Origin of the sequence: Paenibacillus sp. NRS-1782 (assembly GCF_050467685.1) — a bacterium.
GTDB lineage: Bacteria > Bacillota > Bacilli > Paenibacillales > Paenibacillaceae > Paenibacillus > Paenibacillus terrae_A.
This window is the reverse complement of the sequence record NZ_JBITPH010000026.1, coordinates 68940-92015: the sequence shown is the minus strand read 5'-3', so window position 1 is coordinate 92015 and position 23076 is coordinate 68940. Positions and strand designations below refer to the sequence as shown.

General features: G+C 44.7%; 18 protein-coding genes. 4 read left to right on the top strand and 14 right to left on the bottom strand.

Translation table 11 applies throughout. From position 1 onward, the window contains the following. The first annotated feature begins 177 nt into the window (after window positions 1-177). Window positions 178-1941 carry a methyl-accepting chemotaxis protein gene (locus ACIFQM_RS11625; protein ID WP_430041938.1) on the top strand — a complete coding sequence of 588 codons (1764 nt, stop codon included), beginning with the start codon at window positions 178-180 and terminating at the stop codon, window positions 1939-1941. Between the two features lie 91 nt (window positions 1942-2032). Here ACIFQM_RS11625 and ACIFQM_RS11620 read toward each other — a convergent pair whose 3' ends face one another. From ACIFQM_RS11620 to ACIFQM_RS11590, 7 genes are all read right to left on the bottom strand, one after another. Beyond that, on the bottom strand, window positions 2033-3085 hold the full coding sequence (locus ACIFQM_RS11620; protein WP_430041935.1) for a glycoside hydrolase family 53 protein: 1053 nt from the start codon (window positions 3083-3085) through the stop codon (window positions 2033-2035). Between the two features lie 89 nt (window positions 3086-3174). Further along, on the bottom strand, window positions 3175-5220 hold the full coding sequence (locus ACIFQM_RS11615; RefSeq protein WP_430042235.1) for a beta-galactosidase: 2046 nt from the start codon (window positions 5218-5220) through the stop codon (window positions 3175-3177). Between the two features lie 84 nt (window positions 5221-5304). Further along, window positions 5305-6183 carry a carbohydrate ABC transporter permease gene (locus tag ACIFQM_RS11610; RefSeq protein ID WP_430041933.1) on the bottom strand — a complete coding sequence of 293 codons (879 nt, stop codon included), beginning with the start codon at window positions 6181-6183 and terminating at the stop codon, window positions 5305-5307. 27 nt (window positions 6184-6210) lie between these two features. Beyond that, on the bottom strand, window positions 6211-7101 hold the full coding sequence (locus ACIFQM_RS11605) for an ABC transporter permease (protein WP_430041931.1): 891 nt from the start codon (window positions 7099-7101) through the stop codon (window positions 6211-6213). A 235-nt stretch (window positions 7102-7336) separates the two neighbouring features. After that, a complete protein-coding gene (locus tag ACIFQM_RS11600; RefSeq protein ID WP_430041930.1) occupies window positions 7337-9019 on the bottom strand; it encodes a sugar ABC transporter in 1683 nt (560 codons plus the stop codon). A gap of 133 nt (window positions 9020-9152) precedes the next feature. After that, on the bottom strand, window positions 9153-10850 hold the full coding sequence (locus tag ACIFQM_RS11595; protein ID WP_430041928.1) for a response regulator transcription factor: 1698 nt from the start codon (window positions 10848-10850) through the stop codon (window positions 9153-9155). Then, window positions 10825-12651, bottom strand: coding sequence for a sensor histidine kinase (locus ACIFQM_RS11590; RefSeq protein WP_430041926.1), 1827 nt, complete (start codon window positions 12649-12651; stop codon window positions 10825-10827). The genes ACIFQM_RS11595 and ACIFQM_RS11590 overlap by 26 nt, the downstream gene beginning before the upstream one ends. A 114-nt stretch (window positions 12652-12765) precedes the next feature. Here ACIFQM_RS11590 and ACIFQM_RS11585 point away from each other — a divergent pair, with 114 nt between their 5' ends. Continuing rightward, window positions 12766-12966, top strand: a complete 201-nt coding sequence (locus ACIFQM_RS11585; protein ID WP_430045899.1) for a hypothetical protein — start codon at window positions 12766-12768, stop codon at window positions 12964-12966. 20 nt (window positions 12967-12986) lie between these two features. Here the strand turns inward: ACIFQM_RS11585 and ACIFQM_RS11580 are convergent, their stop codons facing one another. Continuing rightward, the gene (locus ACIFQM_RS11580; protein WP_430041922.1) at window positions 12987-13424 is read right to left on the bottom strand and encodes a NucA/NucB deoxyribonuclease domain-containing protein; all 438 of its coding nucleotides are present in this window, start codon (window positions 13422-13424) and stop codon (window positions 12987-12989) included. A gap of 449 nt (window positions 13425-13873) precedes the next feature. On the opposite strand from ACIFQM_RS11580, the gene ACIFQM_RS11575 reads away from it, so the two are divergent. Continuing rightward, the gene (locus ACIFQM_RS11575) at window positions 13874-14176 is read left to right on the top strand and encodes a hypothetical protein (RefSeq protein ID WP_025683436.1); all 303 of its coding nucleotides are present in this window, start codon (window positions 13874-13876) and stop codon (window positions 14174-14176) included. A 59-nt stretch (window positions 14177-14235) separates the two neighbouring features. Here the strand turns inward: ACIFQM_RS11575 and ACIFQM_RS11570 are convergent, their stop codons facing one another. The 5 genes from ACIFQM_RS11570 to ACIFQM_RS11550 all read right to left on the bottom strand — a co-directional run bounded on the left by ACIFQM_RS11570 (window position 14236) and on the right by ACIFQM_RS11550 (window position 19307). Beyond that, complete coding sequence (locus tag ACIFQM_RS11570) at window positions 14236-16125, bottom strand: Ig-like domain-containing protein (protein WP_430041921.1); 1890 nt, start codon at window positions 16123-16125, stop codon at window positions 14236-14238. Between the two features lie 121 nt (window positions 16126-16246). Beyond that, window positions 16247-16669 (bottom strand): hypothetical protein, encoded by a 423-nt coding sequence (locus tag ACIFQM_RS11565; protein ID WP_430041919.1) that lies wholly within the window; start codon window positions 16667-16669, stop codon window positions 16247-16249. A gap of 16 nt (window positions 16670-16685) precedes the next feature. Beyond that, window positions 16686-17354, bottom strand: a complete 669-nt coding sequence (locus tag ACIFQM_RS11560) for a uracil-DNA glycosylase (protein ID WP_430041917.1) — start codon at window positions 17352-17354, stop codon at window positions 16686-16688. Between the two features lie 275 nt (window positions 17355-17629). Further along, a complete protein-coding gene (locus ACIFQM_RS11555; RefSeq protein ID WP_430041915.1) occupies window positions 17630-18289 on the bottom strand; it encodes an S-layer homology domain-containing protein in 660 nt (219 codons plus the stop codon). 139 nt (window positions 18290-18428) lie between these two features. Continuing rightward, a complete protein-coding gene (locus ACIFQM_RS11550; protein WP_430041913.1) occupies window positions 18429-19307 on the bottom strand; it encodes a LysR family transcriptional regulator in 879 nt (292 codons plus the stop codon). A gap of 137 nt (window positions 19308-19444) precedes the next feature. Between ACIFQM_RS11550 and ACIFQM_RS11545 the strand changes: the two genes are divergently transcribed. Continuing rightward, window positions 19445-20644, top strand: a complete 1200-nt coding sequence (locus ACIFQM_RS11545; RefSeq protein ID WP_430041911.1) for an MFS transporter — start codon at window positions 19445-19447, stop codon at window positions 20642-20644. Window positions 20645-20824: 180 nt separating this feature from the next. Here ACIFQM_RS11545 and ACIFQM_RS11540 read toward each other — a convergent pair whose 3' ends face one another. Further along, the gene (locus ACIFQM_RS11540) at window positions 20825-22885 is read right to left on the bottom strand and encodes a glycosyl hydrolase 115 family protein (RefSeq protein WP_430065609.1); all 2061 of its coding nucleotides are present in this window, start codon (window positions 22883-22885) and stop codon (window positions 20825-20827) included. Window positions 22886-23076 lie beyond the last annotated feature (191 nt).

Here is a 23076-nt window from a genome sequence, read left to right as displayed (position 1 = left end):
TAACCTTATAAAATCAAAAAATAATATTTGTCGGTTTTTATCGCTATATTTCACTAGTATGTAATCGATATTCTCCAAATTTAATAAATACCTAACATTTAGAAAGCAAATAGACGAAATATATAAGGGATAGGTTGTATATTAAAAATATAGTTCAACTTAAAGGAGAAGAAGCACGTGAAAAACTTGAAGTGGAGTACTATGTCCTTTTTTGGTAAAAATCTATTGATTTCATTCCTTAACATCGTATTGATCGGTACGATTCTCATCACATCCAGCTACATCCTTCAAAAGAACATTCTCACCACACAGCTACAAGACCAGGTTAAGGTGTTAACCAAAAAATGGGCAAATGATGTCGATAAAACAAAAGTGCAACAAGCCTTGACCGAAAAAGATTATAATGGCCCTGTTCAGCAAGATCTACGCAAATTTCTCGACTCTATTCACACCTTTTATCCAAATGTTGCCCAAGCTTACATATTTGGTACAGAGTTAAAAGAAGGAGACCAAACCTCCATTATTGGCGTTCCCACAAATTTGGTTCAATCGTTCCAGGATTCCAAACTGAACATAGGGGATATGTATACTCTTCCTATTGAAAATGCAACCGCCGTAAATGAAATGCTAAAAACGAAAGAATCGGCGTTGAGCAGCTTTTACACCGACGATTATGGCACATGGACGACCATTGTTTATCCCATTACAGATGCAAGCGGTAAAATTACGAGTTCCATTTTCTTTGACGTAGACGCAAGCTCGGTACCTGCCGGACTTCAAAAACTGCTTTTATACGGTGTATCCCTGCTCATTCTGTTCCTTGCTATTTTCTTAACCATTCAATATTTACTGGTAAAACGTACCCTTTCCCCGATTCGCAGCTTGATGAAGGGCATCGAGGAAGTGAGCGAGGGCAATCTGAATGTTAGCATCAAAACAGGCCAGGATGATCTTGGCATTATCAATCAAAAGTTTAATACCATGATCAAACGTATTAACGATACGATGGTAAAAGTACAGGATACGACGCAAGAGGTTACAGGATCAGCTCAGGAATTGCTAAGTATTAGTGAGAAAAACAGTGAGAATACGAACATCATTAACAGCAATATTCAGGAAATAACCCAAGGACTTGAATCCCAGGATCACGCTGCGCTTGAAAGCTCCCGGGCTATGAATGAAATGGCTACGGTTATCCAAACCATTGCCGGAAGCTCATCTTCCGTAGCAGATCAAGCTTATTCCATGGAAAAACGTTCGGTAGAAGGCAACCAGGTAGCCCAAAAGCTATCTACTCAAATGGATTCTATCTCCACTACATTAGAAAGAACCGTTGATTCCGTTAATGCGCTACAGAACCGATCTAACGAAATCAGTAATATCGTAAGCATCATTACAGGCATTGCCAGCCAAACCAATCTGCTCGCACTGAATGCCTCCATTGAGGCCGCCAGAGTAGGTGAGGAAGGGAAAGGCTTTGCAGTAGTAGCAGGAGAAGTGCGTAATTTGGCTGAGCAATCTCAAGAATCCGCTAGACAAATTGCCGAGCTTATTGGGGAAATTCAAAAGGAAATTGGACAAACGGTGGAAGGAATGAGTCTAGGCGTGAAGGAAGTTCAAATCGGGCTGGAAGTCACACGTCAGACGGGCGAAATGTTCTCGGAGATTTTGAATGCGGCCAATAAAGTATCGTCACAAATTCAGGAGGTATCCAGTGCGACAGAGCAGATTTCAGCCAGCACGCAGGAAATGTCAGCAACCTCTGACGAGTTGTCTTCCACAGTAAGTAAAACAGCAGACAGCAGCAAACAAATTGAGCACACCATTGGAGAACAGGCTGAGTCGATGGCTTCTATCGTCAAAGCTTCAGACAAGCTTACCTTGATGTCCGGGGAGTTAGGAGAGCTTATTTCATTCTTCAAGGTAAATCGGAAATCCTAACGATCTACCTTCAATAAACCAACGAAAACAAAGAACCTCTATTCTGCGCATTGTGCGAATTAGAGGTTCTTTGACATACTCGTCACGTACTTTAGTTTATAAAGCCTTCCAGCGCTGAGGTTGGCTTGCCGTCAGCCTGCCAAGCACCTTTGTTATAGCCCTGATTATAACCTGGGGTTGCAGCCGGCTCCCAATAAAATACTCCCAAGCCTTTGCCGCCCGCGATGCTGCGAACCTTTGTTTTGATGTCGGCAATAAATGCCTTGGAGGTTGCAGGTTCATTATATTCCATTCCGATTTCACTGATAACAATACCTTTGCCGTATTTTGCAATGAGATCATTGGCATTGGTAATCGTCTGGTTCACTTTTCCCTGCCAGTTCGAAGGAGACGGATACAGAGAAAACCCGATGAGGTCAAACTGAGCTCCATTGTCAATCAAGCCGCCAATATTCCAGGCTAAGGTGGAGCCATTATCCCCGTTTGCCAGGTGTACGATCGTTTTTGTGCTGCTGCTTACCGATTTTACAGCATTATTCCCTGTATTGACGAGCCATGCGTAGTTTTTCATGTTCACCGAGGCTTTACCGTCTTCCCAGAGCATTCCATTGTTCGTTTCATTGCCGATTTGCACCCAGTCCGGTGTTACCCCCTTGCTTTTCACCGTGTTCATAACATAAACCGTATGAGACCAGACCGCGTCCATAAGTTGCGTAAATGTAAGATTTCGCCACGCATAAGGTTTGTTCTGCTGTCCGGGATCAGCCCATGAATCGCTGTAGTGCAGCGTCAGCATGACGCTCATACCCAATTTTTTAGCTCGCTGCGCCAGTTCTGCTGCCTTTTCGGCATTCATGTATCCGCTTCCATAATCCTTCATGTCAGGGTTTACCCACACCCGGATACGCACCGAGTTGATCTGATAATCGTCCCGCAAAATTTGCAGCACATCTCGGCGAACCCCTTTTTTATCCTTCCAGGTCATACCTTGCGCTTCCATTCCTGCTACCCAGCTTATATCTGCTCCTTTGGCAAAAGCAGGGGCGGCCGAAGCCGCACCACCTCCCACAGAGCCAAATGGATACAAAAAGCTGGATAACAAGATCAACATCGCAAATACCATAATCCGTTTACTTGTTTTCATAAGTCATCCCCCATCTGAATTGTGTACACCTCATTGCCTCTTGCAAATTTACCTAGAAACTCATTCGGGAAAACGCCAGCCATCACAGTCTATACTATTTCCGATTTACTCCGCTCTGTCTTTAGTACCTTAACAGCATAGGCATCCAATCGAACCTTACCGTCTTCCACCACATGATTTTCGAGCATATCCGCATAAATATGTCCATCCAGCCGAATCTCTTGTGGCTCATGAGTGAAATTCAGTATGAAAATATAGTCATGAACTCCATCGGTACGAATCGCCGTATTCACTCCATGCGGCAATTGAACATTGAGCGCTTTACTAATTCCTGCGCCATCAATTAAACTTTTGTAAAAATGACTGTGAAATGATCCGGTGTTGCGTGAGGCGATATAATAAGCTTTTCCCTGTCCCAAGCGGTTCATCGTCAAGGCTGGGCGTCCTGCATAAAAGTCTGAACCGTATAGAGCCAGTACCTCTGCTCCTTCCGTATGAATGAGATCACACAATTCCACAGCTTCATACTCACCATGCAGATCCAACTCATTGCCTTCAACTGGAAAAATATGATTACGGTCGTGATCATGCAGCGCGTCAATCTCTTCCGACCAGATCCCAAGCGTCTTACGAAGCGGCCCCGGAAAGCCTCCAAGGAAGCACAAATCATGTTCATCCACAATACCGGACCAATAGGTTGCTACAAAAATGCCACCGCTTTCAACAAATTTTTGGATACGTTCGCCCACACCGCTGCGCACCATATACAGCATTGGAGCTACCACAAGTTTGTATTTAGAGAAATCTGCATCCATATGAATGACATCTACAGGCACACCCTGCTCCCACAAAGCCAAATAATGTGCTTCAGCTGTCTCCTCATATTTTACACCTTTATTACGTGGACCTTGTGAGTCGTTGACCGCCCAGCGGTTCTCCCAATCAAAAATTACTGCCGCCTCTGCTGGTACAGATGTGCCGATAACCTCCTCCAGTTTTTCCAGCGCGTTGCCCACATTTGTCACATCCCCAAACACCCGAGTATGCTCATGCCCCACATGATCGACGACTGCACCATGTAATTTTTCACTCGAACCACGGCTTTTCCGCCACTGGAAATACTGGACTGTATCTGACCCGTGTGCCACAGCCTGTAAAGACGATAGCAGATGCATTCCTGGCCGCTTCAGCTTGCTAATCTCCTGCCAATTCGTCAAGCTTGGCGTACTCTCCATCAGTATCCATGGCTTCCCGCCCTTGATTGAACGGATAATATCATGCATCATGGCCACTTTGGCAGCCTGACGGCTATCATCTCCTCCACGGTCATGCCACGTTGGATAGCTGTCCCAGGATACAACATCGAGCAGATCAGCGAACTTCCAGTAATTCAATCCTTCAAAAAACTCCATCAAATTTGTGGTGACCGGAAGTGCCGGGTTCGCAGCCTTGAGCGGCACAATCTCATGTTTGATAAAATCTGCGGTCTGATCGGTCACAAACCGTCTCCAGTCTAAATTCATAGCATGGACCTGCGTTTCACCGTGAGGAGCCGGAGACTCGATTTGGCTCCAATCCGTAACCGTATGACTCCAGAAGGTCGTCCACCATGCGTGATTAAGCTTATCCAGCGTGCCGTATTTATCCTTCACCCAGGTACGAAATGCCTCCTGACAATAATCACAGTGGCAATCCCCACCAAATTCATTGGAAATATGCCAACCAATGACAGCCGGATGATTTGCATAGCGCTCGGCCAGCTTTGTATTCATGATGCCTACTTTTTCCCGGTATACAGGCGACGTAGAACAGTGATTATGACGAAACCCATGCAAGTTACGGACACGGTTAGCCTCTACACGCAGCACCTCGGGATATTTTTGTGACATCCAGGCAGGTCTTGCTCCACTGGGAGTAGCTAAAAACGCATAGATCCCGTTCTCAGCAAACGAATCCAGGATACGGTCCAGCCATTCGAACGTGAATACGCCTTCCTCAGGCTCCAATGCCACCCAGGAAAAAATGCCAACGGACATCACGTTACATTTAGCCAGTTTCATCAGACGAATATCCTCTTCTAGCACCTCGGGATCATGCTGCCATTGCTCCGGGTTATAATCCGCTCCATGCAGCATACGTGGAACTCGCTCACTGATTGGCGGGTATTTGATTATGTTTTGCTGCGACACTGTAAATCATCTCCTTTAAATCAATATGCTTTACTCTTTGACAGAACCAAGCGTCATACCTTTAACAAAATACTTTTGTAAAAATGGATATACAATCAGAATAGGAGCTGCACCAATAAAAATCTGTGCTGCATTCACTGTCGTTTGTGAAAGCAACTCCATCTCTTTGGGACTCATACTCATAGAGCTCATATCCTTCTGAATGATTACCGTTTGCAGGAATGTAGCCAATGGATAATCCTTGGCATTGCTCAAATAGAGTAGGCCGTCAAACCATGAGTTCCAGTGAAATACCATACTAAACAACGCAATCGTCGCAATGGATGGCATGGATATCGGCAAAAATATACTAAACAAGGTCCGAAAATGACCTGCCCCGTCAATCAGTGCAGCCTCCTCCATCTCTTTGGGTATTCCTCTAAAAAAGTTCAACATGAGGATGACCAGAAATGTGTTGACCGCTCCTGGCAAAACAAGAACCCAAAAGCTGTCCATGAGATGAATCTTTTGAATAACCATATAGAATGGAACCAGGCCACCGTTAAAAATCATACTGAATACAAACAGCCATGAATATACGTTTCGGCTACGGAACACAGATGTTTCCTTTGAAAGTGGATAAGCAGCTAAGAAGGTAATGAGCAGCGTCAAGCCAGTTCCCAGCACGGTCCGGAGAACAGAGATCCAGATAGAGTGCAGAAAAATAGGATTATTCATCGTCTTCTTGTAGGCTTCTAATGAAAATTGCACCGGCCACAGTCCAACCAGATTGGCATCTGCTGCTGATTTGGCGCTAAATGATACCGCCAATACATGAATTAACGGAACGATACACATGATGGATAAAAATATAAGTAAGCAAATATTAAACACATTGAAGATGCGATATGCCTTTGTTTTATGATACATGACTCTCCCTCTTTCAGCCTCGTGGAATCAAAATATACGGTAACCTGCCCATTTGTAAGCAAGTCGATAAGATATCAGAATGAGAACCATACTAATAACGGATTTGAACAACCCGATGGCGGTGGCAAAGCCCATTTCCCCATTAATTAAGGCTGTCCGGTAGACGAATGTGTCAATAATATCGCCTTTTTGGTATACCAACGGATTATAAAGGTTAAAAATCTGGTCAAAACCGGCATTCAGGACATTGCCTAGTGCAAGCGTACCGACAACCACCACCATAGGAATCAGCGAAGGTACAGTGATGTGTAGCGTCTGTCTCCAGCGGCTCGCCCCATCCATCTCGGATGCTTCGTACAACGAAGGATTAATGCCCGCCAGTGCGGCGAGAAATACGATGGTGTTGTAGCCAAACTCCTTCCATATATCCGATACAATGACAGTAAAACGAAACCAGTTATTTTCTCCCAGAAAAAAGATGGGCTGAATCCCGAAACTTCCGAGAATGCGGTTCATAAATCCATCTGTAGCCAACAGGTCAATCAAAATACCTCCTAAAATTACCCATGATAGAAAATGGGGCAGGTAAACCAGTGTCTGAATGGAACGCTGAAGTCCAACCTTGCGGATTTCATTGAGCAGTATAGCAAAAACAAATGGAATCAGCAGATTAAAAAACATCTTTAATACAGCGATAATTAGCGTGTTCCAGACGACCTGAAGACTGTCTTCCCGTTGAAACAAAAAGCGAAAATTATCCAGTCCAACCCACTCGGAACCGGTTATGCCGAGCCAAGGCTTGTAATTTTGAAAGGCCATGACAATGCCGCCCATCGGAATGTAGCTGAATACAATTAAGAAAATGATGGCTGGCAGCAGCATAATATGAAATGGCCACGTACGTTGCAGACTTCTCATTGCAGTTCCTCCTGTAACTCTCATGTTATACTTCAATTATAGAGACGTTTCCGCTGTCCCGACAGTTCAAATAACCAACATACATGGCACAAAAGCAATCATTTTTAGTCTCACCATGGGAGTGAAAGTCTATCTCGTATTCATAAAGATAACGCATTTATTTCCATTTTATTCTGGTAATCTGTATTAAAAAGGCTGCCCGTTTGGGCAGCCTTTTTACCATTTTTAACTATTATTACTTTTCAACGCTTTTATACCATTCGTTCACTTCATTTGTAATTTGTTCGCCTCCAGCAGTCTTCCACGTCTGCACGAAGGTGTCAAAGGCCGAGATCGGCTGTTTACCATAAATAATTTCATTGAAGGTCTGGTTTTCAATCTTGTCCAGGTAGTCTTTTTTGGCCTTCATGATTGGCGTAGTAGGCCCCGTGAACTGATCCTTCATGGAGATGTCCTTTTGTTCCATCAACACCTTGGCAGCCGCAGGAGTACCTTGCCCATAATTAACCATTACATCCTTCTCCAGACGGGTCTTCGCTTCCCCGCCGTTAGCCAAGCTTAACAAAGCTTTCATTTGGGCATCAGGTATACGCGCACCATCACGAACCAGCAAATAACGAACAGAGTTTACATAACCTCCTGCTATTTTGTCGATAGGCAACAACATTCCGCTCGCATCCAATTCATAGTCGTAGCCCTTAAACATCCCGTTCGCCAAATCCCCTTCCGGTTTGGCATTTGCAAAGTGATCAAACAGGTAATTTTGATAGGTGAAAAAAGCTTCAGGATGCTGCATTTGTTTGTTGATCAGTACGACACCATTGGTGTATTGCGTACCGTGGCGCATGGCTTTGTTGTCAGGCCCCACTGGGATCTTGATCGGCTTCCATACAGCGCTCTTCACATTTTTCACCGTATCCTGAAGCGGCCAGCCACTCATCCAGTAAGGACCAGGAATCATACCTGCTGTTCCCGCGACTGTGGGTTCTGCCGTCTTATTCTCATCCCACAATGCTGCTTCCCGCGGAATATATCCCTTTTTGAGCCACTCACTTAGCTTTTGCAAACCCTGCTTCATACCAGGCTGCACGGAGCCATATTCCAGACTACCGTTCGTGCCAGTGTTCCACTGTTCTGGGAGTGTACCGTATGCCCCGAAAATCCAGGAAGGGTCACCCATCCAAGTGTTCATGGACGTTTTGAAACCGATGCTGAGCGGAATAACTTTGTCCGGAGACAATCCGTCTGGATTTTTATTTTTAAAAGCATCCATCACTTTTTCAAGCTCATCCATCGTCTGAGGGGCCTTCATGCCCAGCTTGTCCAGCCAATCCTGTCGTACCCACAACACATAGTCGTGATTATAGGCAAAATCCAGTACAGGAATACCCATTTTTTTGCCATCCCGACTATATTGGTTCCATACGTTCGTATCCTGATTCATCGCTTGCTTCCAGGAATCCGAAGCATATTTATCAAACAACGGGCCCGCTTCCGCAAACATACCGGAATCAATCATATCCTGTGCCAGTTGCTCATTCTCTGTCCCCAATACAACGACGTCGGGCATCTCCTGACCTGAGGACATAGCCAATCGCAGCTTGGTGGCAAATGCGCCATTCGTATCCGTGACAGACCAGAGTGATTTTACATTAATCCCGAATTTCTCTTTAGCCCACTTCGTCGCAACGTTATTTTCGATAGATTCGCCATTTTTAAATTTTAAGGCAGGATCTACACCCCATACTGTCGAAATTGTGACTTCCGGACTGTATTTTTCTTTGTATACGTTTTCAGTTTTAGCTGTGCTAGCCGCATTTCCATCATTCCCCGACCCTGAGCAGCCCACAAGGCCAACTCCTAATACCATAGTTGCGGTGAGCAACGACAACAGCTTTTTTTTCGAATGAACTCGCATAATGTTCCCCCTCAAAAAATCATTTTCTACTCTTTTAATTATAAGAGGGCTTTTCTACGCAGCCTATGTCACAAAATAAATATTTCTGCACCTTTCCCAACTGATCTTGACTATTCTCTCCTTGGTCTCATCTTTACTGGTCCCGAAATTCATGCGGAGTCATTCCGTAATGCTTTTTGAACATCTTACTGAAATATTGGGGATTCTGATAGCCCAATTCGGTTGTAATTTCATATATTTTTTTGTTGGAATACTTGAGCAAATAAAGAGCCCGCTCCATTCTCATTCGGATGATATAATCTCCCAGACCTTCTCCGGTTTCAGCTTTATATATTTTCGACAAATAGACCGGATGAAGATAAACCTGATCGGCAAGCTTCTTAACAGACAGCTCCTGACCTTTATCCTGGGAGATGAGCTCCTGAACCTGTTTGACCACATAGCTTTTGGCGCTTTGCTCACTTGCAGACCATTCCGATTTAAGCTTGTTCATCATGGAAAAAATCCATTCCTTAAGGTTGGAGAACGATTGAACCATTTTCTGGGCATGCAACGGGTCGAAGCCCGTTTGATCCATCTGCGTAATGAAGCGCCCTTGCTTGTGTGCCGTGTACATAAAGGCGCTCGTAACCGAGATAAACAGCTCATATAAATGTTCGCGGGTATATCCTGCTTCTTCTATCTTCCCAAATACACGGTTCAGTTTCGCTTCAGCCTCCTCCCATTGCCTAGACTCCAGTAGATGAGTAAGCGTAGGAGGCATATATAGTCCCTCCAGCGATTTGACTGACCTGTGTGGCTGTTCTGTCTGCTCCTCTACAAATAGCAACGTATCCGCCTCCTCCCGGTGGTTCCAGTATAAGGATCTTATCGCAGTCTGATATGCCTTAGGCAGCTCCTCCGGGAACATAAACCAACCAGTTACCGTGACGTAAATTTCCCCTTTCAAGTAATTGCTCACATTTTTCCGAAAGGTTTCGATAGTCGCCCGCAAAATACTACTATGCTCGTCCATACTAATTTCTGTTATTCGCTTCATAGCATGCTGTTCTGGGACATCCTCTGATTCTTCCTCATGATGCATACCATACTTTTTCAGATTGTTATTCCAATTTGCTTCTATTAATACAATTAAGCAGTCATGTGGTGCTTTACAGTGCCAGACGTGAAAATCAGGTGCGAACACTTCTTCAGCGATATTTCCAATCGCATACTCGATTAAAGATACTGAATGATAATCCATATCAGAAAAATGCTTGCCCATCTGAATAAGCAGCATACCTGCGGGTTGTCCCGTACGTAACATGATTTCGTACTGGGATAACTTGTCCTCTATTATCTGTACAGACAAATCACGTCCAAGTACCAAATCGTGCATGAAGTGGGTGCGCAGCACACCAAAATCCGTCCGGCGGTTATACTGTAATTGATGAACCTTATTAAAAGCTTCCCATTCTTCCTTTAGCGAATCGATGGCAGCTGATACACATTTCATAAACTCTTCATCATCCACCGGTTTTAAAATATAATCAAAAGCCTTAAGCTGAAGTGCCCTTTTAGCATATTCAAAATCGGCATAGCCTGTTAGTAGCAAACATCGGATATGCGGCCATCGTTCGTTTACCTCAACAATCAACTCCAACCCTGTCATGCCAGGCATACGAATATCCGTAACCAGAATATCAATATCATACGCTTCCAGCACATCCACTGCTGCTAATGCGGAAGCGGCTTGATGAACCCTCTCAATGCCCAGCGCCTCCCATGGAATCGTAGCCGCCAGGCTTTCTGTTACATAGCTCTCATCATCTACCAGTAATATCTGAACCATCAGGTCCCTCCATTTTAACCATATTCGAATTTGACGAAGGTTTGAGCTTGATCAAGCTATTCGCCTGCTCTTCTTCTGTTAACACCGGCCATTTTAAAACCGCGCGCAGTCCCCCCAAAGGTGACAATGAGAAGTCCAGTCCGGCGTCTTCCCCAAAATGTAATCGCATTCGTTGATGCACATTCCATAAACCGTAGCCGCTGTCCTCTTCTACAGGCTTGTCAAGTGCTGATCTCAGGGATGTTATAGCCTCCCTACCCAAACCGAGTCCGTTATCATCCACAATCAAGCACATATATAGCCCGATCTGTTCCGTTGTAATGCAGATTATACCATCCTCTGCTTGAGGTTCTATCCCATGCAGCACCGCATTTTCTACTAGTGGTTGCACTACAAGCAGCGGAATCAGCAGACTGTTGGCCTGTGAAGAAACATGAATTGAAAACGTTAGCCGCGGCATACGCATCTGCTGAATTTTCAAATAATAATGAACAAACTCGATTTCCTCCGATAAAGGTACTAAATCCCGTTCCTGTCTTGTCGTATATCGATAATACTTGGACAAATTATGAGCCATTGCCACGACCGCCTCATGATTACGCAGCTTCGCCATACTTGTAATAAAAGAAAAACAATTATAGAAAAAGTGTGGATTGATTTGTGACTGGAGCTGCTTTAGACGCGCTTCCTTCACATGTAGCTTCTCAACATAAACCTTTTCAAACAGCTCCTGAATCTGTCCGACCATCAAATTAAATTGACGAGACAGGAAAGCAAACTCATGACTCCCCTTCGGGCTCAATCGAACAGCATAGTCCCCATCCTTTAATCTCCGAAATGCCCGCACAAGCTGAAGAATCGGCACTTGCACCTGTGAATGAAGCAGATAAGCACCAATGAAGCCTACCAGCAGCAAGCCAACAACGGTTATATAAAATAGTCGATTAGATGTATAAATCGGAGACATCATATCGGACAAAGGCATGTAGTCAATCAAATACCAGCCCGTCGTTTGTGAAAGAACGGCGTGAACAAGGTAGCTCTCTTCTCCAACTTTCACGGTCAGATTATCAACTTCATGCAGTCCCATCTTCTCCAGTTTCGTAATCAGCTTGCCTGACAGCTCTTCATTCGCAGTACGATTATAGATCACTCCTACGCCTTTTTTATAATAAAAAGGTTCCTTCCGTCCATCTCCTTTGAAACGGTCAAGCATGTCCTGAATATTGCTGCTATCAAATTCGACCTTAATAATCGTGTTAGCGGTTTCCAGATTACCAAGTGAAGAAAACGGGGATAATGTATACAGCGAAAATATAAACTGATCCTTCCCGTACATCCTTTTTTTAGATACCTGCCAGCCGTTTTTAATCTTTTGCTTTAACTCTTTCTGATCATAAAAACCGGCTCCTTTTTCTGATACAACACGTCCAAGCGAAGGTGAATAAATATTCAGACCCGTCCTCCAATTCGATGAGCTTTCTTGAAGTCCAAGCTTGGTTTGAATCCGCTTGACTAGGTTAATGCCATCCAGATTGAGAGTCTTGTCCTTTAAAAAAATTGTTTGAAAACTGGCTACGTCAGGATCATGAATCAGCAGATGCGGCCAGGAGGATATCATTTCAATATTCGTATTCACCTGATTTTGGAAAAAAGTCAACTGGTTATAATTAGATTGATTCAGTTCCTTACGTAACACGTCTGTCGTTGTCTGGTTTGAATACACATACAGGATTAGAATAGGAATAAGCAATACGATAACGATAGAGACAATTTTAGTATAAAAATTAAATTTTAACATGTGTTCTACACATCCTCTGCACAAAAAACAGGCATACATAAATGTTATGCCAGAGCCCTGACCTTCGTTGCCATCAGAACATACTATACATTATTAATGGTTGGCGGTGATAAAATGTTTGATGCTAAGCAAATGGAATGGTTCAATCAACTATCCGCTGAAGATCTGGCGCTATTAGGTGCAGGCTTCACTACACTAGGTGATTTTTTTGCTTTTTTGGCATTGATTAGAGCCAAGCAGGAGCCTGCTAAGGATAATAATTTTGTGGCTCTGGTTAGGACCAAACAGGAGCCTACTAAGGGAAAGAAAAAGTAACGATACGATCTCATAACATATTATTTGACGACAAATTTTACGCGCGTTCCATCCTCATAATCATCCAATTGGTGACTGACCCATGATCCTGCCCCACGATTATCTTTAGGAGCTATGTATTTGACATTTGCACCTTTACCACCTTCTGAGCACATAGCCATCGGCCATTCGTCACGATCGTATCCTTTTCGAGTGGGGATTCCTGTAAGCGAATGCTTGCGATTTTGCTCGGCTCCTTCACGGTCAATTGTGCATATGGATGATTTCCCCGCCTGAATGGCTTCCTTGATATGCTGCGCCGTCTCAGGATAACGACCTGACGGAAATTGCAACGTAACCTGAGCCGATGAAGGCGGGTTCTCTCCTGTCATTTTCGTAAGAAGATTGGTACCTTCAAACCAATACACGCCAGTAGCTAGCAGCAATAGAGTTATAAAACTTAACAGCTTTTTCTTCAATTTCCCTCTTCCCTTCAAGCTATTCCGGTGGATAACCTTCAATCAAGGAAATCCCCGAACTTTATTTTGTATAACCCGACTCATTGAGATATCCAGCGGACAAACCCAAAGAAGGCACACCACAGGAGAAGACTAATCAATATTCCCCAAAATAAACCTTTAAAAAGCTTCATACCGCACTGACAACCTTTCCGACTGGGCTTTGCCCTATTATATCATGCCAGAAAGACCGTTGTCGCAACATGCCCTCATATATCTTAATCATAAATATTTTAACTTTAAAATATAATAATCTGAAGATAAATTGAAATCGTTCCGGAAATAAGTTCATTCCCATCGGGAATGACAATTATGATATAAAAAAAATCACATTTTAATCAAAATTTAATGAAAGTTTTCCGAAAATGATGTATAATTATTGACATAATAAAACGTACGAGGTGATCATCATGGCATTATTAAACAGAGTACAGGAGTTAAAATTACAACTACCTAGCGAGCATCATAGCATTTCACAATACGTGGAGCATGCGCTGCATTCAATTGACAGCTTTGTTGAGCAACATCGTCAATTTATAGCCGCTCAGGCTTTGTATGGTGAAAAAATTAACGGCACGGAAGAAAGACTGTTCCGAGATACCATTTCCGAGATTAAAGCTCAACTGGTGGCCACGCTGGAAAAGACGGTTGAAGACTTCTCACACAAAGGCGACAAACACTGGAAGAATCATTATCAGGACGGCGTAGAATAGGTTGAAAAATAACCCCTGGTCATTGACCGGGGTTATTTTTGCATAAGCGATCATGAAGATTATTTTAACACTCTGACAGAGGTAGCTACAGTCTTACCTTTATAAACCACTTTAATACTGGAATTTCCGTAAGCCAATGCCTTCACCTGTCCTCCGCTAACTTGTACGATAGAAGGCTTGGAGGAAGTCCATACCGCTGAACTTGTCACATTGGTAATTGTGCCTGTGTCATAAACCGCATTCACACTCAGCACTTGAGAGGAACCATTAGGAAGCTTCAAGTTCTTGTTACTTAATACCAGCTTGAGCAGCTTAGGTGTAACCTTGACCTCAATGTTAAACGACTTATTCTGGTATGTGCCTGTAATCGTCGCTGTTCCAATCCCAACCGCTTTGATGGCTGAGCCGTTTACAATCGCCACGGAAGTATTGGATGTTGTCCATTTCACTTTGTTGCTAAGTGTAACTTTTTTACCATCTGTATACACACCGATGACCTTGACGGATTGACTCCCTTTCAAATTCATTTCAGCGCTTGAAAGGCTTGGTGTCAACGAAGAAATCGTTCCTTCTACGATGACAGGCACTTTCACATATTTATTCAAATACATGGCCTTGATTCCAGAGTTACCGCCGCTTACTGCTTTTACCTTGCCATTTCCCACTGTTACGGCCGCAGTCGTAGCTACCCAGCTTACCTGATTCGTAACATCAAGCGTTCCACCACCAGCCATTTGTGCTTTTACCGTAGGAACACTCACTTCTTGTCCCGCTACCAGCACATACTTTTTCTCGGAAGCGGTCAGCTTGAGAACCTTGTATTGCACGGTTACCGGGATATCCAGCTTGATGGCACCCAACGTAGCTGTCAATGTTGCACTACCTGGATTCACTGCAACCAGCTTACCGTCCGCGATTTTGACAACACTTTCATTGCTCAGGCTCCATTTTACATCGGATTGGACTGCTTTTTTGGCTCCATTGACCAAGTAAGCAGATATGCTCGGAAGAGCCGTTTTGCTTCCTGTTTCGAGAGATAAGCTCGCTTTGCTTGATACCAGCTTTTCAATGGTCGGCAATACGTTGACCTTCAAGTTCTTACTCAAACCGTGATAGGACACAGTAATTACCGAATTACCCGCGTCCATTGGGCTAATTTTTCCTTGCTCCACTGTGGCAACCAGCGGATTGGAGGAAGTCCATTCGGCCGTACTGGTGACATCCGTTTTACCTCCGGTAAGGTTCACATCGGTCGCATTGACCTGAATTGGTGAACTACCCAGAAAGACCGATTGGGAAGCGGATGGACTCAATGTTAATGCCTGGGAAGAGGAACGTACATACACGATCGTTTGTGCTTTGAGTTCATCTTTGCTTGCTTTAATGTAAGTCATGCCCTTGGCAAGAGGACGAACCAGACCCTCTTCCACTGTAGCCACGGACGGATTCGTAGATGTCCATTCCACACCAGATACTTTTTCTGTACCGCCTGCCGTAAGCGTACCTTGGGCAGTCAATTGCTTCGAATCTCCGCTCACCACCAGATTGATGGGAACGGATGGATCTATTTGCAGCTTGCTGTAAGGCGATTTAACCGTAATCGTTGTGCTTACCGTTTGCTGTTCATATGTGGCAACAACCTTAATTTGCCCTTTTGATACTGGAGTAATAAGTCCCTTATCTACCTTTAATATGCCTGAGTCTCCAGAGATCCATGCTGCCTTTTGGGTAACATCCTCTTTACCGGACTCTGTCACTTTCCACACTTTTAATTGAGCGGAGTTTCCACCCAGATTCAATGTAGTCACATTTTGACTGTCCCACTGTACCGTAGAGGTCTTGCTCTCTTCTGCCGCCCGGATCAAACCCGCTGGCAATGCTGCGAATAAAAACATCAGCACAGCAAGTAAGAAGGTACTCCGTTTGCTCATACGTTTCATACGTTCCATTCGTTTCTCTCCCTTAGTTTCAGTTCTATAAAATAGGGTATAATTAACAATCCCATTACCTTTATCGGTAAACAGATACTTAATTTGAACCCTTGGGAAGAAAAAAGGCGGATTATAACAGTTAAAGTTCTCCGTGTAGCGACCTTACCACGAACAAATGCCCCTTCTTGGACAAGGTTTGTCCATCATCCAGAACGACATCATAATCCGTGTGACTGGTCAATTTTGTGTTGTAAGCAATCAACTGATCTTCTTTCCAAACGGTCACCGCCGATTGAAAAAGAATGGCATTATCAAACTGTAATGGAACGCTCATCACATAACCGATAGAATGTAGCTTCGCCGGATGACGGCTTCTGCGCTCACGCCCAGGAGGGAGCATTGTAATATACGTTATATTTTCAAAAGGAATAGACAACATCTTCGGGCCTAAAATAACACACTTGTGCGTGTCATCCCATTTTTCAATCGTTCCGCGCACCTTTTGGGTATGACCATTGTTGCCGTGATATAAAATGACCTGACGTCCCTTCCATTGACGCATGTCCTCACCTCCAGTGCTAGTGGTTAGGAATCTCCCACCGAATCGGTTCCATTCCATGCTCCAGCAAAAATGCATTGGTTTGCGAAAAAGGCTTGCTGCCGAAAAAGCCCCTATGAGCCGCCAAAGGACTCGGATGGACGGATTTCAAAACCAAATGCTTACTCGTATTCACAAAGCTTGCTTTCTTCTGAGCATGGCTTCCCCACAAAATGAACACTACCGGCTGCTCACGTTCATTAATCGCCTCAATAACGGCATCCGTGAAACGTTCCCAGCCTATTCCCTGATGAGATTGCGGTTGTCCTTCACGCACGGTGAGCACATTGTTCAGCAGCAGCACTCCCTGCTCTGCCCAAGGAACAAGGTAACCCTGATTGGGAATGGGAGTGCCGATATCATCACGCAACTCTTTATATATATTTTGCAGAGACGGCGGTGTACGCACACCTGGTCTTACGGAAAAGCTCAAGCCGTGGGCTTGTCCCTCTCCATGATAGGGGTCCTGCCCCAATATAACGGCTTTGGTAAGATGATATGGTGTTAATTTGAGTGCGGAAAACAAATCTTCCTTTGGAGGGTAGACTTTATGTATCTTGTATTCGCGTGCTAATGTATACCTCAATTCATTGAAATAAGGCTTTTCTACCTCTTCTCGTAAAACTTCATCCCAATCATTACCAAACATAACTCCCGTCTCCTCTCGATATATGGGTCCCGAAATGTTTAAACGGTTTATTTACAAAAAAATAAGCTGGTCTCCCTCATCCGGAGCCAGCTTATTTATTCGTTACCTGTGTTACATGCCGAAGGACCAGGATAGAAACCATACGATAATCAGCTACCGTTGGGTCTAAATTCGATTTCCTTATTATAGCATTAACGATAATGGTGTCAAGTAACTGTAAGCCCAAATCCACACGGTACCTCATAAAAATCAAGAGGTTGGCCCAGAATAGTCGGTTAAGCCTTATGAGTTTTTAGATATTCTAGCGCGTTATACAACATAACGGCTGCTTCCGCACGTGTAATCTCGCTTTTTGGATTAAACTTTTTACTTGCATCCAAGGTATTGACCTTGTATATCAGCGAACGCTGAATGCTGCCTTGATACGAAGGCTCCAACTTGCTATCATCGGCAATCGTTACAGGTGCAATTTTGATCATCGGCAGGCTACCTGCTTTTTCCATGCCCTGAATCAGCATATGGGTGAACTCTTCCTTGGTCAGAGTTTTTGAAGGATCGATATCTTTTGGAATCTCTACGCCATTATAATGCGCGTTGATAAAGGCTTCGGCATACCATGCGGTATCCTTTACATGGGCGAACAGTCCGCTGGCCTGTGGCGCCTTATTAAAATCAATAGCGGCCAAACTGAGCTGAAACCCGCCGGAGATCAACTGAATGCCTTGGGCAGCAGTCACTTTAGAGGCGGGGAGAAACTGCGTATCAGAGACCCCTTTGAGCAAACCCTGACTTTGAAGGGAGATGATTTTATCTTTGCCGCTTACACTGTCCAAATCCTTGAACGGATTGCCCGCCGCAAACATTTGACCTCCAAAAGAGAAGGAAAGAAGTGTTACTGTGGTCATGGCTGCGAATGCGCTTTTTCTCATATTCATGTAAGTTCCACCTTGTAGTTGAATTAGGCCGCCTGGCCATTAGCAACCTCTTTGACGCAGTACAGGTTGGAAAGGTTGCAAGCGATCCTATTCACACAGTCATAGGCATCCGAATATTGCTTTTGACCTGTTTTATTCATTACTCATTCGAACGATATAACTGACTCAATGCTTTCACAAACTCACGAGCTGCCGGGGTCGCTTCATCAAAAGAATGCGCGATAATTCCGATATCCCGCTTAATCTGGGGTATAATCCCTTTAACGATTAGTGAATGAGACACCGAGGAAAGCGTAAACTTTGATATAATTCCAATGCCCAGCTTTTTTTGGACCATATGGACTAAGGTTTCAGCCGTTTGGACCGTGAGACTCTCCTGGAAAGGAATTTGCTGCTCATGCAAGGTGTTTAATACAGCAGATTCATGTCCTCCTTTACAGAAGATAAGATCGTTCCTGTTCTGTTCCAGTGAAACCTCATGTTCTGCTTGCAATGGATGATTCTCCGGTATGATCGCAACCATGGAATCGTGTTCAAGAATATGGACGTCATAATGATCGAATGGAGAAGCTACTATTCCAATTTCAACAGTGCGATCCTCCACCCATTGCTTAATTTGATTCGAGTTTCCTTCCATCAGTTCAATGGTGACTTCGGGATATTGGGAGCGGAATAAGCAGATCGCTTCTGGAAGCATGTTCGTAGAGGCCGCCGGGAAGGAGCCTATTTTCACTTTACCGCGCAAAAGCTTATTCTCCTGACACGCAAGCTGAACCATTTTATGTTCGATTTCCTTCATTTGTCTGGCCAGACTCAGCATTTCTTTTCCCACTTCAGTCAGTACAAGTCCATTCTGCTTGTCGCGAATAAACAATTTTACCTGCAAAGTATTTTCAAATTGGATCAAAGCCTTGCTAACCGCAGGCTGGGAAATAAACAGCGCTTTAGCAGCCTCCGTCATATTCATTTTCTCTGCAACCTTTATAAACACTTCAAGATGATTCATATTCAAAGACATACACCCATCATAACCGTATGGTTATGCCCTATATGAAATAATAGTATTTCAGTTATATCAAAACATATCTTATGATAAAAAACAACTCCTGCTCCTTATGAGCAGATGTAATGCTTGATTTAGAAGGGGATTGAAATATGAATTTTACCGAACGCACTTCCAGAGATACAGCGCCATCCAAAAGACTCCCATGGAGCGGGTTGCTGGCGCTTGCTATGACCGGATTTATTTGTATTCTCACCGAAACGCTTCCCGCTGGTCTATTGCCACAAATCAGCAAAGGGCTGGGAATATCAGAAGCTTTGGCTGGCCAATTGGTCACGTTGTATGCTCTCGGTTCGCTCGCTGCCGCAATCCCATTGACTGCCGCAACACGGGGCTGGCGACGACGGCCTTTATTATTGCTCTGTATCATTGGCTTTCTCTTGTTTAACACCCTTACAGCACTGTCTTCTTACTATATTTTGACGCTGGCTGCCCGTTTCCTTGCAGGCGTAGCCGCTGGTGTGTTATGGGGGATGCTCGCTGGCTATGCCCGGCGAATGGTTCCGGATGCATTAAAAGGACGCGCCATGGCTATCGCCATGTCAGGAACCCCGCTGGCTCTTGCCCTCGGCGTTCCGTTAGGAACGTTCCTCGGTGCGCTTGTTGGCTGGAGAACGGTTTTTGGTACCATGTCCTTTCTTGCGGTAGTCTTAATCGTCTGGGTACTCTGGAAACTTCCAAATTTTCCCGTGCAGGCTACCCACCAGCGACTCCCACTGAGTAAGGTTTTCACGATTGCCGGTGTACGTCCCATTTTACTTGTCGTTTTGGTTTGGGTACTGGCGCATAATATTCTGTACACCTATATCGCTCCTTATTTGAGTCAGGCTGGACTGGCCTCCCGAACGGATGCGGTGCTGCTTATTTTCGGGATAACTTCGGTTGCCGGAATTGGATTGATCGGTGCATTGGTCGACCGCTGGCTGCGTCTATTGGTACTCATGAGTACCCTTGGCTTTGCTGTAACTGCTGTAGCACTAGGAATCGGAAGTCACCAACCTGCTATCGTGTATTTAAGTGTTGCCCTATGGGGACTGACCTTTGGCGGTGCTGCTACCTTATTACAGACCGCATTGGCCGAAACGGCAGGTGAGAGTGCAGATGTAGCTCAGTCTATGCTTGTAACTGCTTGGAATTTGGCCATTGGCGGGGGCGGCTTGCTTGGCGGAATTCTTTTAGAGACGCTTGGGGTTCGCTCTTTCCCGTGGACATTGCTTATACTTATGCTTCTTGCCTTCGTCGTTTCGTGGGGGGCCAAGGAACACGGGTTCTCTACAAGAAGATATGAGTAGACCTGAAACTCAAGAAACGATATAGAAGGAAAAAAATTTGTTTAGAGGTCAGCAGGTGATGGTATCTTGAATGTTGCATCATGAGATATGCAGAAGCTAAATGAACCATGGGCTAAGTTACAAAGAACCTTCCATTCCATCTTGATGGATTGGAAGGTTCTTTTACTGGGACCGACTCCTCTAATATAGCACCTTCTCCAAGCAGCGTGCCAATTCATCATCGGGTAGAGGCTTGCGATGCGTATTCTCCAGGTAGATATGTTTCTCGGTTTCCGCCATTACATATTGTTTGTACCACAGGAACATATCGGGACTATCTCCCTGAATCCGGAGAAACCTCCGCACTGTGTCCGCATGAGAAATGGTGTTATCGAGATTAGTCAACCAATCTGCCCGGTAGAAATGCTCCCATCTTCCAGTCCCTGCGAGCGAGAGCGTTTCTCTACCCGTCTGGTAGTTCCAAACGGCATGCGAAGCTTGTATAAATGCTCGTGGATAATCTCCTTCAAGAAATAACCCGTAAGCGATGCAGATGTTAGCCAGCCCGCGGCAACCGCTTAGATGCAATTCAATCTGTACAAAAAGCTGATTGTATAGTCTGCGATATTCATCTTCAGGTAATTGTTTCATAATTCGTAGACACCGCTCTCGCAGTTCAACCCAGCCCGGGATGGCCGACTCGGCTTTTTCCTTGAACCAGCGTACCTGCTCAGCAAAAGGTCTTTCTCCAGCAGCCCAGCACAGCCGTTGATCACTGCCTTCTTTGCCTTGCAGCCAAAAGCCCATCATTTGCCTCGCTGGATGGTGATAGAATTCCTCCCCCGCTCGATCATCCTTATGCGGGCCATAAACAATAGTACAACGGGAATAATCCCGGTATAATTGGGAAATCTCTTGATGCTGACGACTGTACAACCTCCCGATAAAATCAATAAGCTGCTGTTCAGCATCCACGTTACCATACGTCCATAAATTCGCTGTCAAATGCAGAGTATATAAATGTGGCAAAATATTACCTGAATTGACCAACAGATACTCGTCTGCTCCTGCGGCAAATGCTGCCGTTAATTCGTCCACAATCAGCTCGGCTGAGGAGGGAAATTGAGTAAGATGGTTCGACGCCTGCAAGTCGTGGAAGGTCACATGATAATATACACCGTTCTTGCCTTCATACTCCACCTTGGGTAATGCGGGTACACGATGGTTGAGATTCCCATGGCGCCGGGATACCATTTTACCGTAACCATTGTCCGCCCATATTTTAATCACCCCTTCGGGGACTTCAATATGACCCTGCTTGTATAACTCGGCAATCTCGCCATACATCGCCATACTACACACAGGCTGCTCTACAAATTCGCAGATCATACTGTACTGCTTGCGAACCACATAAGATATTAATTGTCCGCGCTTCTCCGGCGTATTAAAAGAAGGATCATTTTCCCAAAAAGGCTTGTCTCCCTGCCCACGAAAAGACAATACCCATACAATTTTCTCTCTCTTTTGCCGTTCAATCGCTTCCTGCCATAGCTGCTCAAACAGCTCGGGATGCTCCTTGTAGCTGGCCTGTTTCCCTGGAAAAGCGCGCAAAAACATCTCTGCACCCAGCGGCTCGGCATGATGATGTGTAATCCATAATCCCATTTCTACTGCAAGCTTATGATGAATACCCGTGCGCGGTAAATCCGTTCCCGGGATCACCATGTTGCCACCGCAGCGTAGTAACGCTTCAAAAACGGGCTCCCACACCTGCTCCGTTGGTGGATAATCATCCTTCCAGCCAATCAGGCAGACCTCATCATTGACGAACCAGCCCCGATAGCGAACCTTGGACGGTGCACTGTCATAATTCTGGCTCGACAGGACTATTGTATCCCGCTTGGTCGGAGGGAGTTCCGCCCAGAACCAGAACGGCTCCACACCAAGCACGAAGCGACTGTAATGAAGCAACCCATAAATGATCCCCAGCTCATCACGGCCTATGATATGTAGTACCGTTCCCTTCTCACCAGCAATAAAACGCATACAATAGCCCTCTGGCCACTGCGGGCAATCATCCTCTTCCTGCGCATAACGGATAATGATCGAGGCCTCTTCTTCTGTTTGCAAGGGCTCTCTGCCAAACACTTGCTTATGATCTCGAGCAATCATTCTCCAAGCGTGGGCAACTGGCACACTTCCGACAGCCCGAAGATTGTATCCGCTTTCAGATGAAATGATCAGAGGTTCACAGAGTTTCATTTATAGTCATCTCCTATTCAACGATGAAGACTCTTCTTACCTTTATTTTATAGGTTGGTGGCATACTTAGCCTAACGGGACACGAAGATTTGTTAGAGATAACATGTCCAAGAAAGACAAATCTGCATTCCTCCCTCTATCTCATAATTACTCTGATCACTTGATAATAGTTGCTATAACAGTATGATAAA